This window comes from Marinobacterium profundum, from assembly GCF_001528745.1.
Taxonomy (GTDB): Bacteria; Pseudomonadota; Gammaproteobacteria; order Pseudomonadales; family Balneatricaceae; genus Marinobacterium_A; species Marinobacterium_A profundum.
On the sequence record NZ_BCNS01000083.1, the window covers coordinates 1 to 15,962 of the forward strand.

General features: G+C 49.1%; 14 protein-coding genes. 1 reads left to right on the forward strand and 13 read right to left on the reverse strand.

Features of this window, described 5'->3' with window-relative positions:
* The 13 genes from MPRO_RS04230 to tviB form a co-directional block, all read right to left on the reverse strand.
* The coding region (locus MPRO_RS04230) for a polysialyltransferase family glycosyltransferase (protein WP_158651749.1) at window positions 1–881 on the reverse strand (881 nt) is incomplete at its 3' end.
* Window positions 882–900: 19 nt separating this feature from the next.
* The gene (locus MPRO_RS04235) at window positions 901–1,602 is read right to left on the reverse strand and encodes an acylneuraminate cytidylyltransferase family protein (RefSeq protein ID WP_067287450.1); all 702 of its coding nucleotides are present in this window, start codon (window positions 1,600–1,602) and stop codon (window positions 901–903) included.
* Window positions 1,599–2,651, reverse strand: coding sequence for a nucleotidyltransferase family protein (locus tag MPRO_RS04240; protein ID WP_067287452.1), 1,053 nt, complete (start codon window positions 2,649–2,651; stop codon window positions 1,599–1,601). Before MPRO_RS04240 ends, MPRO_RS04235 begins: the two co-directional genes overlap by 4 nt.
* 9 nt (window positions 2,652–2,660) lie before the next feature.
* Window positions 2,661–3,299: an acetyltransferase gene (locus tag MPRO_RS04245; protein ID WP_067287455.1), complete on the reverse strand. Its 639-nt coding sequence runs from the start codon at window positions 3,297–3,299 to the stop codon at window positions 2,661–2,663.
* Window positions 3,292–4,365, reverse strand: a complete 1,074-nt coding sequence (neuB, locus tag MPRO_RS04250) for an N-acetylneuraminate synthase (RefSeq protein ID WP_067287458.1) — start codon at window positions 4,363–4,365, stop codon at window positions 3,292–3,294. Before neuB ends, MPRO_RS04245 begins: the two co-directional genes overlap by 8 nt.
* 14 nt (window positions 4,366–4,379) lie before the next feature.
* A complete protein-coding gene (neuC, locus tag MPRO_RS04255; protein WP_067287461.1) occupies window positions 4,380–5,516 on the reverse strand; it encodes a UDP-N-acetylglucosamine 2-epimerase in 1,137 nt (378 codons plus the stop codon).
* 1 nt (window position 5,517) lies between these two features.
* Entirely contained in the window at window positions 5,518–6,666 is a 1,149-nt protein-coding gene (locus MPRO_RS04260; protein ID WP_067287464.1) for a LegC family aminotransferase, read from the reverse strand.
* Window positions 6,667–6,670: 4 nt separating this feature from the next.
* Window positions 6,671–7,861 (reverse strand): UDP-N-acetylglucosamine 4,6-dehydratase, encoded by a 1,191-nt coding sequence (locus tag MPRO_RS04265; RefSeq protein ID WP_067287466.1) that lies wholly within the window; start codon window positions 7,859–7,861, stop codon window positions 6,671–6,673.
* Between the two features lie 21 nt (window positions 7,862–7,882).
* Window positions 7,883–8,401, reverse strand: a complete 519-nt coding sequence (locus MPRO_RS24990; protein WP_082708436.1) for an acyltransferase — start codon at window positions 8,399–8,401, stop codon at window positions 7,883–7,885.
* On the reverse strand, window positions 8,398–9,693 hold the full coding sequence (locus MPRO_RS04275) for a lipopolysaccharide biosynthesis protein (protein WP_082708438.1): 1,296 nt from the start codon (window positions 9,691–9,693) through the stop codon (window positions 8,398–8,400). The genes MPRO_RS24990 and MPRO_RS04275 overlap by 4 nt, the downstream gene beginning before the upstream one ends.
* 575 nt (window positions 9,694–10,268) lie before the next feature.
* Entirely contained in the window at window positions 10,269–11,705 is a 1,437-nt protein-coding gene (locus MPRO_RS04280) for an MBL fold metallo-hydrolase RNA specificity domain-containing protein (RefSeq protein ID WP_067287475.1), read from the reverse strand.
* Between the two features lie 131 nt (window positions 11,706–11,836).
* Window positions 11,837–12,340, reverse strand: a complete 504-nt coding sequence (rfaH, locus tag MPRO_RS04285; RefSeq protein WP_067287478.1) for a transcription/translation regulatory transformer protein RfaH — start codon at window positions 12,338–12,340, stop codon at window positions 11,837–11,839.
* A gap of 116 nt (window positions 12,341–12,456) precedes the next feature.
* Window positions 12,457–13,740, reverse strand: a complete 1,284-nt coding sequence (tviB, locus tag MPRO_RS04290; RefSeq protein ID WP_067287482.1) for a Vi polysaccharide biosynthesis UDP-N-acetylglucosamine C-6 dehydrogenase TviB — start codon at window positions 13,738–13,740, stop codon at window positions 12,457–12,459.
* 162 nt (window positions 13,741–13,902) lie between these two features.
* Between tviB and mnmC the strand changes: the two genes are divergently transcribed.
* On the forward strand, window positions 13,903–15,894 hold the full coding sequence (gene mnmC / locus MPRO_RS04295; protein WP_067287485.1) for a bifunctional tRNA (5-methylaminomethyl-2-thiouridine)(34)-methyltransferase MnmC2/FAD-dependent 5-carboxymethylaminomethyl-2-thiouridine(34) oxidoreductase MnmC1: 1,992 nt from the start codon (window positions 13,903–13,905) through the stop codon (window positions 15,892–15,894).
* The last annotated feature ends 68 nt before the right edge of the window (window positions 15,895–15,962 follow it).

The window sequence follows — 15,962 nt, forward strand, 5'->3', positions numbered from 1 at the left end:
GAACTAGAATACGCACTTGAAATGCAAGCAGGAATATAATCAGCCTCTGCAAAATAAACTTCAGCAGGCATATGTAAATATTTAACATCAACATTGAACAATGAACTAATTTTATCGATTTTAACTATATCTTCGTCTCGATGAGGGACGTAAAAAACCCTTAATTTTTCACTATTATAAAACTCAAAAACTTTTTCCAAAAAACAAAGTTCATCTTTAAGAGAAACAATTTTAGCCTCACTGTATTTAGAACCAAAATGATAAGCAATGCTTGTATCTATTTTTTTATCTATTGACTTTTTTCTAAGAAAAGAGTAGTTGTTTTTTATAATTTCTGTTTCACTTTCCAGAAAATCAAAAGCGGTAAAAAGTTTTACTTTTTCGGCTGCAATTGTACCATTATAAAAAGAACTATAAATTAGATTATTTATAGTTTTTTTCAAAAAGCTACGACCCTCAATTATTGGCCAATAAATATTTTTAGATATATAATCCTTGTGAATACTTATTACTGCCGCGCCATCATCAACTAGAACTGCATTCAAAGGCCTCAAAATACATCTTATATAGTGCATCCACTCTGACCTAAAATCACCGATATAAACTGAGTCTATTGGATCTTTAAATCTACCTTCAATTTTCATGAGAAATTTAATGATAGAAACATGAAAAAAAAATTTACTACTTGACCATGCCGTAAATTCTATAATTTCCGCCCACTCGAATATTGAAATCGCATGCTTCATATGCTCATCATTAGACCGACGATAACCTGAGTATCGAACGATAATTATATTTCTTGCCTTTATATCTATTGCTGCAGCTTCACTAGCAGACAAAATCTGAAGCGGTGATTCCACAACAAAAATATTTATTTTCATAAATAAGCGATCCAATCGATTAACAATCGCCTAAAACATGTCGTCTTTTAAAGTAGAACTCTGCCAATTCAAAGTCTACTAACGTATCAACGTCAACCGAACTCTTATTATCCATCACATATGCATAGGACCCCTTATTATAAAGAGCACTCAGGTTCCCAACCAAACATCGGTCGATTATGTATATTGCCCCATTCAATCGATATGAAGACTCAAAATCCTGAGATCGTCTAATATTTTCATTTACAACAAACCCATCGAGACTATTATAAAGCCCTAGCTTATTACACAATTCAATAGGATATTCTAGCTTACAAACAGAGACAATAGCTTTCGCCTTTCTCTCTTTAAACATCCACCAGGCATCCCTGATGTGTCGAAAATTCCGTAATGGCGAGGTTGGTTGTAAGATGGTTATCGTTTCTATAGCCTTACTTTCATGCTTTTCTACATAATCAACCACATGACAAACCACGTCATTTGTAGTGGTTTCATCTCTTGCTAAAAATGACGGCCTAATAAAAGGCACATTAGCCCCAATATCAATAGCAATCTTAGCTATCTTATCACTGTCCGTACTGACTATAACTTTATCAAAAATTCCACTATCCAGCGCAGCCTCAACGCTCCAGACAATCATTGGCTTTCCAGCCAGTAATTTTATGTTTTTTCCCGGAAGGCGCTTACTGCCTCCTCTGGCAGGGATAATGGCAATATTCATCTAAATATAACCTCGAAATCCCGCTGGGCTTTTTGATAGTCATCAATACGCCCGATATCCAACCAATAGTCATGGCTTGTATATATCCCTACCTTTTTCAGCTGATCTATCCGCTGTTCCAACAGAGTCGGCATATCAATTTCTGTATTTTTTCTGACTGATGACACACACTCGGGGCTGAGTACATAGATACCGGTATTGATGCGGTGCCGGAAGGTGGGCTTTTCGACCATATTGGTGATTAACCCATTTTCACTTTCAATCACCCCAAATGGCACTTGGTGCTCAAGTTCGCGTACACACAGAGTAGCATCAAACTCGTTTAGTTCATGGTGCGCCAGCAAACGAATAAAATCCACCTTGGTGAGTACATCCCCATTCATCATGATCAATGGCAATTTGGGAAGTTTTTTAGGCAACGAACCTAAGGCGCCACCTGTGCCCAATGGAATTTCTTCATGAACATAGGTAATACTAACACCGAACTGACTACCATCACCAAAGTAATCGTGGATCTGCTCCGGTATGTAGTGGGTGGATATATAAAATTGATAAAAACCCTGCCCCGAAAAGCGCTCGATCAAGTGCGCCAACATGGGTTTTTCGCCAATCCGGAGCATGGGTTTGGGGCAGTGATCTGTCAACGGACGCAACCGGGTGCCAAAGCCGCCTGCCATAATGAATACTGGATTATCCCGCTTCATCGGCTGCAAGGCCTGTTGCAGGGTTTTCAAACCTATCAAATAGCCACTTTTATCGACAACGGGCAACGACAACAGATCATATTCCTCCAATATCTTCAAACACTGCTCGCGTGAATCGGTCACCTTAGTGGTTTTCGGCTGGGTGTTCATTACCCGGGCAACAGGGTCGTTCATATTGCAATCAATCAATAGGCCACGACGAATGTCACCGTCAGTTACGGTGCCCAACAAGTGTCCCTCATCATCACAGACCAGAGCGATACGCAATGCGCCTCGATCAATAACGCGCATAGCTTCACGTATCGAGTCAACCGGGCCCAAAACGATGCTTTTCCATTCTGTCATTGGAGCTCCTTAACTGATGATTCGGTTGCGTGCCGGTATCAAGGTTTGATGAGGAGGTACATCCCGCGCAATGGTGGTACCCGCCCCAATGACGGCATGATCACCAATATTCAGATTTTGGATGACATTGGCCCCAGTACCTATATGTACACAAATACCAGTAGTCACGCCACCGCTAAGGGAAGCACCAGGGGCCAGATGGTTATGAGGGCCAATGCAGCAGTCGTGCTCGACGATACAGCCGGTGTTTAACAAAGTATTGTCGCCAATACGCGCGCCTGCTTGAACGATAACACCTGCCATGATCTGCACCCCCTGGCCTAGTTCCACATAGCCGGAGAGGATGGCATGAGGTGAAATCACCGAGGTAAAAAGGTACCCCAGACTGGTAAAGCGCTCATATAATTTCCACTGCAGGTCCTTACTTGGTAACGAGCCAAGGCCATTAACCAAGTCCACTTCGTCAGGGTGGTATTTTTGCAACAGGACATCGTCGCTCCCAAGGCGCTTCAAGTTGTTCAACGGGCCTCTAGTTTTCATTGTATCCGGAGAAATAACGGCGATGAGAGTTCGACCTTGAGCACTCAGAATTTCAGCCAGCCCTGCAGCATGACCACCAGCACCGAGCATGACTAGGCGCTTAGCCACGGATAAATTCCCCCTCTTCGTAATCCCGGCCGGCGACGCAACCCAACAAGGCCCAGTATCGGTAGGGTGAAAGACCATCACCGGGGCGTTTTACCGTCAGGTTTGCTTTGGTAAAGAGCTCCCCGACCCGAATAGGAGACGCTGCTATCAGACTTTTACGGGCGACAGCCTTGTTCTTCAACTCAGAAGGCTGCGGCCCCTTGACGCCGTTGCCTAAAGCCAACTCCACACCACGAATTGCACGTACCATGGCAGCCAGCTCATCGGGTTCTAGCGAGGCCTTATGGTCCGGCCCATCCATGGTGTTATCAAGGGTAAAATGCTTCTCAATCACTTGTGCCCCAAGGGCTGCTGCAGCCACCGGAATTGTAATCCCGGCGCTATGATCTGAGTAACCGGGAATTAGCCCAAAAGATGTGGCCATGGTTTGCATCGCTCGAAGGTTAATTTCCTCCATTGGGGCCGGATACTCAGTTGTACAGTGCAAAAGTGTGACCTTGCGCTGCAGGGCTTCCCGACCAGCCTTGCTGGCGTAGGCTTCGTAAAACGCCATTTCACTTGGAACTGCCTCGGCCCCGCAGGTGAAACCAAACGCAATTACACCCAGCGCAGACTCCACCTCCGCCAGGGTAGCCATACCGGTCGAAACGATCAAATCACAGCCGGTTCTCGCGTGTTCTAGCACAAAGGGCGCGCTAGTCAGCTCGCCAGATGCAATTTTCAGGGTTGTTAGCCCAAGATCGTTCACCAAAAACTCTAGGCTTTCGGAATCAAACGCTGTCGAAAGAAACTCTATGCCTAACTTATTGCAGTACGCCGCCAAGGCTTTGTAGGTGCCATAATCCAGCTCCAAGCGACTGAGCATGGCGAACTGGGACTCTGACACTTCGGTGTTGCGGGCCTGATATTCCGCCTGGCGAGCTGCCCGGGTGGCCAATTTTTCGGCTTTGAACGTTTGAAATTTCACGATATCGGCGCCGGCGGTATAGGCTGCATCCACCAATTTAAAGGCCAAGTCAGCGCTACCATTATGATTCACACCAGCTTCGGCAATAATCTTCACCATATTTACACCACTTACTAAAGATCATAAAAACACTTGATTTTTGTCAACTCTACAGACTTGAGAATCTTTAGCATGGCTTCGCAAGTATTTCCTTGGCCATATGGATTCACCACTTGACGGAAACAAGCTCCAAGCGCAATTTTGAGTGTTTCGGTAATGGCAATCACATCGGCATCACAATGCAGTACGCTGCTTGCAGCTAGGCGGCCGCGTTGACGCGCACCAATATTCACAGTCGGCACACAAAAAGAGGGAACTTCAATAATGCCACTGGATGAATTACCCACCACCGCTGATGCGTGCTTCACCGCGCTCAGGTAACGCTGCTGTCCTAATGACGGTATTGCCAATACGCGTTTGGGACGCTCCCTGGCATAGGCTTCCAGCAACGGGATGATCACACGCCCACCATCGTCTGCGTTTGGGTAGGTCAGTATCACTTGATATGACGAGAAACAATCTAGTGCACGAAGTAATTGCTCAAAGGATGACTTGGCCGGCTCGGAAGCGAGCGTGACCGGATGATAGGTAACCAGAAAATAGGGGCGGTCAATCTTAAAATTTAGTGATGCTGACAACTCTTCTACCGACATCATTTCAGTGCGATGCAAGTAATCAAGCCCGATGGCCCCCACATTGCTTACCCGGCTGGGGTCCTCACCCAGTTGAATGACCCTGTTAGAATGCTCGACTGTTGACGTAAAATGCAGGAGGCTAAACTTCGTAATTGCATGCCGAATAGCGTCATCGTAAGCCCCTTCAGTGATCTCACCGCCATGAATATGAGCAATGGGTATACGTAAGATCATGGAGGCCTGTGCCGCTGCCAGCGCTTCGAACCTGTCCCCCAATATCACGACTACATCAGGATCCATTCGGGATAATGCATCCGCGAAACCTATAACTCCAAGGCCTATGCTTTTCGCCGTGCCTACCGCTGAATCGGATGACAACAGCATCTCGACTTTCTCGTTGATCCGAAAGCCATCCGCTTCTATCTGCCTGTAGGTCATACCAAATTCTGGTGACAGATGCATACCGGAAACCAGTAGCTGTAGCTCTAGTTCCGGATCATTTCGAATATCTTTCATCAACCAGTACAGCAACCCATATTCAGCCCGGGTACCAGTAAATACCGCAATTTTTCGCATTTTAAACCTCAGTCGGCGAACTGGGTAAATTAACCAATCGGGACTCAGCCCACTCAGAGTGGGTCAGCTCACCACGCAGCGCATCGGAAAACATCGGCAACCGGTGCATCAGCTGCCAGACCGGGCGTGTCATCACTCTCTGAGCGTTGGTACTCTCCAATAGGACATTACGACTCTCTAAATCGGGGCAGATTACGGTATTCAACCAGTAGTTCGAGCGGGCGTAGTCGGGCTCCCTTACAAAGCGGTACTCGCTGCCCTGGAAGAAACCAGCATAGCGTTCAGCCAACTTACGTTTATTCGCCAGTATTACTTCGAGCCGCTCCATCTGCGCACAGCCCAAAGCCGCGTTGAGGTTAGGCATACGGTAGTTAAAGCCAGGCTCGTCATGATAAAACTCATAAGGGTGCGCTACCTTGGCCGTAGTGGTTACATGTTTGCCCTTGGCTCCGTCTGCCTGCTCTTGGCACAGTAGCATGCCACCGCCGCCAGTCGTGATCACCTTGTTACCATTGAAGCTCAGGACACCGAAGCGGCCCAAAGTGCCAGTGTGCAGCCCCTTGTAAAAAGAGCCCAGGCTCTCCGCAGCGTCCTCAATCAGGCACAGACTCCATTGCCTACAAATGGCCAGCAATTCATCCAGCTGTGCCGGATGGCCGAAGGTGTGCATGGGCATCACCGCCTTGATGGCAGCGCCACTGGCCTTATGGCGGCAGGAACCGGCATCATCCAGTACGGCGTACTCTTTTAACCAGGCAGCCGTCTTATCAGGGCACAAACCGAAAGCAATAGGCTCGATATCAAGAAATACTGGATTCGCACCTATATGGTGCAAAGCATTACATGTGGCGACAAAAGTCAGCGCCTGGGTAATAACCAAATCCCCAGCCCGCACTCCAGCCAGGTGCAGGGCCGTGTGAAGAGCAGCTGTACCGTTAACAGTGGCCACCGCCCAACCAGCACCAGTATAAAACTTAACTTTCTGCTCAAACTCATCGACAAACTTGCCAACACTAGAGACAAACGTACTGTCAATGGTCTGGGCTAGATAGCCCTTCTCATTCCCCACGAAGCTTGGGGCATGCAGCGGAATAAAGTCGCTGCTAGCGTATGTATCACGAATAAAATCGATCAGTTTCTGATTTACCATAGATTCACATCTTGCTGTCGAGGTACTTTCCGGTTTCAATGTGTCCAAAGCCTGGGATCATTTTAAAGAATAGGTCGACAATAGCCTTTTTATCCCAAGCTTGATTACGTTTCATCGAGGTAATGCTGGCCTCGAAATGATCCAGTAAATCTACATTGAAGACAGGCTCATTCTTGATGATACCTATGTTCACGAAACGCTCCATTTTCAGAATTTCCTGCTCGGTAAAAAACTCCTCGAAGCTTTTCTCACCCGTGGTATCGCTACCAGTAAATATACATGGCCACTTTCCTTCTTCAGGTAAAGTTTTCACTAGCTCCCGAGCCTCATCTTCGCTACTGCACTCTAATGCATCTAGACCTTTTTGCTTTAAGTACTTAACTGCGATATCTGAAAAGGATAGAAGATTTAAATTCTTTTTAAACTTAGGAAAAAAAATATCACGATTTTCCCCAAAGATACAAGACATCAGACAAAGTTCCCCAGACTCAGAAGGAGTTAAGAAAAAACGTTTTACATCATTTGGTGCTGCGATAGGCTGCCGCTTTGTCAAACGCAGATTAAAACCATGAAGCAATGAACCATCGGAGAACGCAACATTTGCAAAACGGGCTGTTGATATTTCTATATCTAAACTACGCCGCATAAGAAACATTTCCATTATTTTTTTGGAAGCACCCATCATATTAACCGGGTTAGCAGCTTTGTCAGTAGAGACGCAAAAATACTTTCCTACACCTTTGTCAATCGCCTGAAGTAGAGTTCTGTCGGTATTCAATATATTGACATCTATCATTCGCATCAGAGTATATGGATCTTTTTCGCTGCGTACATGCTTCAACGCTGAAAGATTTAGTATGTAGTCATACTGACCATCAGCTTTAAAAAAAGCATCATACTCAGTTGATCCAATATCCAATGCGAAAGTCTTAAAATCTCCACGAATATAACCGAAAGAGCTTCGAATATCACGAACGAGTTCAACCAGATTGTTCTCACTAATGTCAATAACGTGAAGTTTTCTCGGATTACGTTTGAATATTTCTTTAGTTACTTCTTGACCAATAGATCCTGCACCACCAAGTACGAGGAACCGAGAAGAGCTCACGATTTCTTTGAGTTCAGAGTTAGATTCTGAAATATCACTTAAGAATAATTCAGTATCACGACCAATGAGAGATAAAACATTATTCATCAAATTTTTCCAAGTTAATAATCAATGGAATTTATTCTCTGATTTTAGCTTTATATAATTTTCAATATCTCTTTGAGAAAAGACTTTTGCAGGATGCCCGCCCGCTATTGCATATGCTGGAATATCACTAACCACACAACTTCCCGCCTGAATAATGGCTCCTTCCCCAATCTTAACGCCGCCAAGAACAATAACTCGGCTACCCAACCAAACGTTACTTTCAATAATTATATCTTTAAGAATATAATTTGACCCGTAGGGGATAGAATCGCCAGTATCGTAATCATGACTTTGGCAAATAAAAAGGCAGCCTTCTCCTGAATGAAAATTATCGCCAATGCTAACCTTACCTCCCCCATTAATAACCAGGCCATTAAAATTGACATTATCTCCAAGATGAGTTTCTTTTGTAACACAAGTTTTATGATTGGCTTTTACTTTTCCTTTGAAGCTTCCGCATTGGTATTTCACAAGATTTATCCAAAGCTCGCTTTTTAAACTCCGCTTACAATGCATTAAAATTCGAAAAAAATTAATCATTTAATTATCGAACCTCTTACTCCTAACCCCCAAGGCATAGAAAATAATTTATTTGCATAGAACCATGTCACCATCCACTGAAACGCCATGCAAATACATAAAGCCCATGCTGCACCAATCAGCCCGAACAACTTCATAAAAAACAACACAAGAAAAACGTTTAAAGAACCAAAAGAAAAGGTAATTAATGATATTACAGCGGTTCGCCTTACAAAAAAGATATAATTAGTAACCATCAAATACATACCGCGAAAAACTTGAGCCAAAACAATCCATGGTACTATACTCGAAGAAACAGCGTATTTTTCACCAGCGAAAAAAACAACAATACCATCCCCCCAAATAAAGAAAACAGCAGAAATAAACATCAAAAACAAATAATACCAATATGTTATTTTTACGATTAAAAACTTATCACTCCCTTTGTTCCTATTTAAACGCTCATACAGCCAAGGCACATAGGCCTTATTAACAGCATCCATTAAAACACTAAGAATCATAGATAATTGAACTGCCACCATATAATATCCAGCTTGTTCTAACCCAAGAACAGTACTTATTAAAGCACGATCTATCGTAAGGAGAAGAAAAGCACCAATAATATGAGGAATTAATGGGATTCCAAATCTTACAGCTTCCATTATTAAGACGGGTCGCCATACAATTTCAACAAGCCCATCTTTTTTAAGAAAAAAATATGCTAGCACACCAAATACTAAGATACTCACAGTGAGCCCACTTAGACGGCCATCCACGCCCCAAAATAAGACCACTACCAACTGCAGTGACAAAAGCATGTTAGATAAACCATACAAAACTTGGAATAACCCAAATTTTTTTGCTTCTTTTCGAACCTGCCATTGACCAAGACGAAGCTGAATCAAAAAGCTGCTGAAAGCAAAAGGAATACCGATCAGCAACCAGAATTCCGAAAGACCAATGAGCTCAGACAAACCTTGAGAAAAAAATGCAACTAGTAAGAATAAAACGCTAGAACTAACAATAAGCAGAATTAAACAAGAGCCTATGAACTCTCCAATTTCTGAATCCGGTTTTTTATAGTCAAAATACTTTCGCCCCGCAGCACCATGAACACTCAATCCGCACAAAGCACCAAGAAGTGACACCCATACATGAAATACAGCAACCTCACCATATTCCTCGGGCTCTAAATACCTAGTCAGGATAGGCAAAAGAACAAAAGGTATCGCAGCAGTCATAATGCCTGAAATAAAATAGACACCTATTCCTGAAACGAGACTACTTTTTTTAATTCTTCCAATAAAAGACATATAGTTACAACGAATAAATGCCGAATAAATCCAGCTAGAATATTTTTCTAGACTAGACTACTTTATAAAAAGTAGTCTAGTATACGGAAAAATAATGAATGTTTATTTTATTTAAAAATCTTATTATTAAACGTTTATATCAACTACCTAGGGCAGATGCATGAACATAATTTGTACAGCGAATGCGGCTTTTTGATGGGCAGAGAACTCACCATTTGGATAACTATTGATCATCCCTATAGTGAGATTCACCTGAGTTGCTGCCGGTATCATATAGGCATGACTGTTTTTCGCTTATTTTCTGAGCAACTCACGCCATGAAACTGGTCAAAACTCGTTCACACGCCTGTGCTGATCGACCACCCAATTCAAACCCACACACCACTGAAAACAGTTCTGATACTCAGACATCTAATATATCCGTGCACTTACCTATATCTCTATTTCCTGCAATCTCATATAGAAACCTTGGACAATTCCGGTGATCCTTAGAGTATCTGCTTTTCGGCTTCACTGCGAAACACTCCAAACCACCGCGTAAAATTAGCCTAGTCGCGGTGGATACTCTTTGCACATCACACCTCAATCAACACCTCCACTCCGCGCTCTTCATACAGTGCCCTGAGCTTTTCAGCCAGCGCCTGTTTCGCGTGCGCCTCACCATGGATCAGCCGTATCCGGCTGGGCCACTGCTGCATTCGGGTAACGAAGTTCAGCAGGTCCTGCTGGTCGGCATGGGCGGAGTAGCCGCCGATGCTTTCAATGCCGGCGCGGATGTCGATGCGTTCGCCATCCAGCTCGACATAACCGCCGCTGGGGCCATGGGTCTGAATGGCATTCCCTGCGGTGCCACGGGCCTGGTAGCCAACGAAGAGTACATTATGGCGCGCATCGCTCAGCATGGCCTTGAGGTAGTTGACGATGCGCCCGCTGCTGCACATGCCGCTGCCGGCGATAACAATGGCCGGGCGTGCGGTATCGGCCAGGTGGTGCACTGTTTTCAGATGGTCATGGTGGCTGTCGATGGTCAGCAGTTGCTCGAACCCCAGCGGCTTGCGACCGGACTGCAGACGCTTGTGGGCTTCTTCATCCCAGTAGGGCTGCAGGGATCTATAAACACGCGTAAAGCGACTCGCCAGCGGCGAATCCAGAATAACAGGAAGCGCCGGCCAGTCCGGCTGCAGTTCGATGCCTTTCAGCGCGGCCTGCACGGTCTTGCTGCGATGGATAATATCTTCCAGTTCATACAGCAGTTCCTGGGTGCGGCCAATGCTGAAGGCCGGAATCAGTACTGTGCCCTTGTCCTGCAACGCTCGTGTAATGGCGCTTTCGAGCCTTGCGCGGCGGCTGCGTCTATCCTCATGTACGCGGTTGCCATAGGTGCTTTCCATCACCAGGGTATCTGCCCGCCGCGGTGACTGGGGCGGCGGTAACAGCGGCGCATGGGGCGCCCCCAGATCCCCGGAAAAGACCACCCGGTGTTTCTCTGCGCTGCGCCGGTTATGCAGGTCGCATTCCACATAGGCCGAGCCGAGAATATGGCCGGCGCGCTGCAAGCGAATCCGGCACAGCATCCAAGGCTCATCTATTAGCGTAAACCAGGTTTTATAGGGCAACGGCAGCAGCCGCTTGCTCAGCTGGCTGATAAAACGCTCAACCTGCTGCTGATCACGACTGATGCCAAGTTTGAAGGCATCCTCCAGCACAATCGGCAGCAGTTTGGCCGAGGGTTCACTGCACAGAATGGGCCCCTTGAACCCCGCCGCCATCAGATACGGAATACGCCCGACATGATCGATATGCACATGGGTGGCCACCAGCGCCCGAATCCCCTTGAGCGAAAACTCCACCGCCAGCCGGTCTGCACCGCTGCGACCGTCGCCCGAGGTTTCGGCCCCCTGAAACAGGCCACAGTCGATCAGCAGACTCTGGTGCTCATCGATGCGCAACTGATGACAGGATCCGGTGACACCGTCTCTGGCACCGTGGTGAATAATTTCAGGGTACTCCATGACGTTATTCCTTTAACGGGCGGGTTACGCTTGACTCAACTCGACTTGTCCACAGACCTTCAGACACGCTACCGCCCCAGGATTGACCGTCAATTTCCCGAGAACGCGGCTGAATCTGCCTGTTGGCAGACTCAGGCCTGGCGAATGTTAGCCAACGGCATTACCAGCCGCTGGCTTCGTTGCATCAAGTTGAGCAGTATAACCACCCGTTCGGTGCCATCGTAGCACTCAAACAGGGCATCTAGCTCGGCAAAGGGGCCTTCGGCAACCCGCACCGGATCACCGGGCTTTAACACGGCTGCAGCGGGCTGTTTTTTCTCTCCGGCCACACGCTTGCGCAACTGGTCAACAATGTCATGACCAATAGGCAGCGGGGTATCATTGAATGTGACCAGGCGACTGACGCCGCGGGTCGAGCGGATCGGGCGCCAGTTGTCGGCAATCTGATCCAGATAGATAAAAATGTAGCCGGGAAAAAGAGGCTCAGACAGCTCACAGCGCTTGCCAGCACGGACTCGCTCAACGGCCATGAAAGGGGCGAAGCAATCGAAGCCCTGAAACTCCAGATTCTCCAGAGCACGGGCGTCCTGCCGAGGCTTGGTTTGCAACAGGTACCAGGCGCGCTTTACAGCCATTGCGCTCTCCGTGTTCAGATTCCGTTTTGAGCAAGCCGAACAGCTAAAAAAAGCTGTCGACGTTTATTTCCGACTTTATTCTGAGTAGATAACCAAAAGCTAACCACCCAGCAGAATTACAGGCGCTTATCCACCTGATCCAGCGCCAGCACTCCTTTCACATCAAACAATACACTGTGTTCCCTGTCCCTGCACAGCCCACGGATACGCTCGGCCCCCATGGCCTGAAATTGATGATGAGCCACGGCCAGCACAACAGCATCAAACTGTCCCGATTGCAGGTTTTCGAGCAATTCAAGGCCGTATTCCTCCCGGGCCTGGTGCGCAGAAACCCAGGGGTCGTGCACATCCACATGGGCGCCATAGGACTCAAGTTCGCGCACCATATCAATGACCTTGGTATTGCGTATATCGGGGCAGTTTTCCTTGAACGACAACCCCAGTATCAGCACCCTGGCGTCGGCCACATGCAGGCGGCGCTTGATCATCAGCTTGACCACTTCTTCAGCCACGTATTGGCCCATACCGTCGTTGATGCGCCGCCCCGCCAGAATGACATCAGGGAAATAGCCGGCCGCCTGGGCCTTGTGGGCGAGGTAATAGGGATCAACACCGATACAGTGCCCACCCACCAATCCTGGGCGAAACGGCAGAAAGTTCCACTTGGTGCCCGCAGCTTCCAGCACCTGGGTCGTATCTATCCCCAGCTTGCCAAAAATAATCGCCAGTTCATTCACCAGGGCTATATTCAAATCACGCTGGGTGTTTTCGATCACCTTGGAGGCCTCGGCCACTTTGATGCTGCTGGCCTTGTGGGTACCAGCGGTAATAACACGACGATAGAGATCATCAACAAAATCGGCGACCGCTGGTGTGGAGCCCGAAGTAACCTTGACGATACTGGGAAGGCGGTGCTTCTTGTCACCGGGATTAATGCGTTCAGGGCTGTAGCCAACGAAAAAATCCTGGTTGAAGATCATGCCAGACGCCGCTGCCAGCTCGGGTACGCAAACATCTTCAGTGGCACCGGGATAGACTGTGGACTCGTAAATAACGACGGAGCCTGGTTTCAGAACTGAGCCGATCGCCTGGCTGGCACGGCGCAGAGGCGACAGGTCCGGCTGCTTGTTCTCATCCACAGGCGTCGGCACAGTGACGATAAAGACATTGCAGTGGGCCACATCCGCCAGTTCCGCACTGAAGCCCAGCTTGCTGGCGCTACACAGCTCATCCGGCTCAACTTCAAGCGTGCTGTCCTGCCCGCTTCTGAGTTCATCCACACGACCACGGTTGATATCAAAACCGATGGTCTCGAATTGCTTGCCAAGCTCGACCGCCAGCGGCAGCCCTACGTAACCCAGACCCAGCACACAGATCCTGATGTTATTCAGGTCCAACATTCTTTACGCCTTAGTGCTCGGAATTTTGCAAAGCGGGTATCATAACAGCCACAAGCAGATAGCGGGTAGCCGTGAGTTAGTACTTATAGCTGCGCAGCTTTAGCCAAGCGCCCCGATCTGGATTCAGCAAAACCGTGACCCAACTATTGTGACTCTAATACCGTGACTCACCTTCAGCACGCCCTTATCGACTGGCAACAGCATGGAGCGCGATCTGCCCGCTTCGATGAAGACTATTTCAACAGCGACACGGGCCCGGCTGAGGCCCGCCATGTCTTCGTGGATGGCAACCAGCTTGGGGCTCGCTTCACAGCCCTCACGCAAGCCCACTTCAGCATCGCCGAAACCGGTTTTGGCAGCGGGCTCAATTTTCTCGTCACACGGGAGCTCTGGCTGCAACGAGCCCCCCAAGGCGCCCGGCTGAATTACATCTCGCTGGAGAAATACCCGCTAACATTGCAGGATCTGGCCCGCTGCCTTGGGCACTGGCCAGAATTCGCCAGCGCTGCCTCCCAGCTGCAGGCGCAGTACCCACCGCTGCTGGAGGGGTTTCACCGCCTGGAGTTCGACAATGGCCGCATCAGCCTGACGCTTATTTTCGCCGATGCCACCCAGGGCCTGGCCGAGTTCGAGGGGCCCGTGGATGCATGGTTTCTCGACGGTTTCTCTCCCGCCAGCAACCCGAATATCTGGTCTGAAGCGCTATTCCAGCAGGTAGCGCATCTGAGCCACAAAAGCACGACGCTGGCCGCAGCCCATGCTGAGAGCTGCCTGCGAGACGGCCTTGCCGCAGTGGACTTCGAGATCAGCGCTGTACTAGGGTTTGGTGCAAACAGCAGGATGCTTAGCGGTACCTACAGCGGCCCTGTCGCCCCTCTTGCCCCTATGGCCCCCGCATCAATCAGCCCCTGGTTTGACCGACCCAAAGCCCGCCCGCGGCCCGAATCAGTGCTGATCCTGGGCGCAGGTCTCGCCGGCTGCTGTGCCGCCTACGCACTGGCCCGCCGGGGTATCCCGGTCAGGTTATTGGAGCGCAGCGAAGCGGCGGCCAGCGGCGGATCCGGCAATCGACAGGGGGCACTCTACGCCAAACTGCCGGTACGCCCCACCAAACAGGGGTTACTTCACAGCACCGGGCTCGATTACAGCCGCCATCTGCTGCAACAGCTGAGCACTGAGGGATTACTGCCAGCCCATAGCTGGCAGGCCTGCGGCTTGCTGCAACTGGCCCAGAGCGACAGGGAAGCCAATCGCCAGGGCCAGTTGCTCGATGCCGGCGCCTATCCCAAGACCCTGGTACAGGGGGTCAGCGCCAGCGAGGCCAGCGTCCTGGCTGGTACCAGCACCCCCCACAGCGGCCTGTTTTTCCCCACCGCAGGCTGGGTATCACCGGTAGATCTGTGCCAGGCACTGCTGCAACACCCGCTGATCAGCCTAAGCACCAGCGCGACTGTGGAAGCACTGGACTATCAACAAGACAGCAAGCGTTGGCAGGCGCAATGCGACAGCGGCGAGCGCTTTCAAGCCTGTGCAGTGATCGTCGCCACCGCAGGGGCCGCCAAGGCACTGTGCTCCCTCGCCCACCTGCCGCTCAAGTCCATCCGTGGGCAGGTCAGCGAAGCGCCTGTACCCGCCACAGAACCGGCACTGCGGACCGTGGTCTGCGGCGATGGCTATATTCCGCCCGCCATGAACGGCACCTACTGTTTCGGCGCCACCTTCGATCTGCACGACTGCGATACGGAAATCCGCCCCCATGACCACCAGAGCAACCTTGCCACCCTGAGCAAATCCCTGCCCTCCCTGGGTAAAGCACTGGCGCAGCAGCCGCTGCAGGGCCGGGTAGCCTTTCGCTGCTCCACGCCGGACTACCTGCCCATTGTCGGGCCCGCACCCGATGCCGAGCGTTTTATGAAAGACTACGCGCGCCTGCGCCAGGACCGCAAATGGCGCTTCGACACTGAACCCTGCCATTATCCCGGACTCTATGTGAGTGTCGGCCACGGCTCCAAGGGGCTGCTGACCTGCCCCATTGGCGGCGAACTGCTGGCGAGTCTGATCTGTAATGAGCCATTGCCGCTGGGGCGCACAGTCACCGAGGCGCTGAATCCGGCACGCTTTATCATCAAGAATCTGATCCGCGGGTCGATATAGTATCTGCAGGCGTCAAAGAGTCTTGAGTACGATGTCCGACCAAGCCACACCGGCGTCCAGCGGCAGGA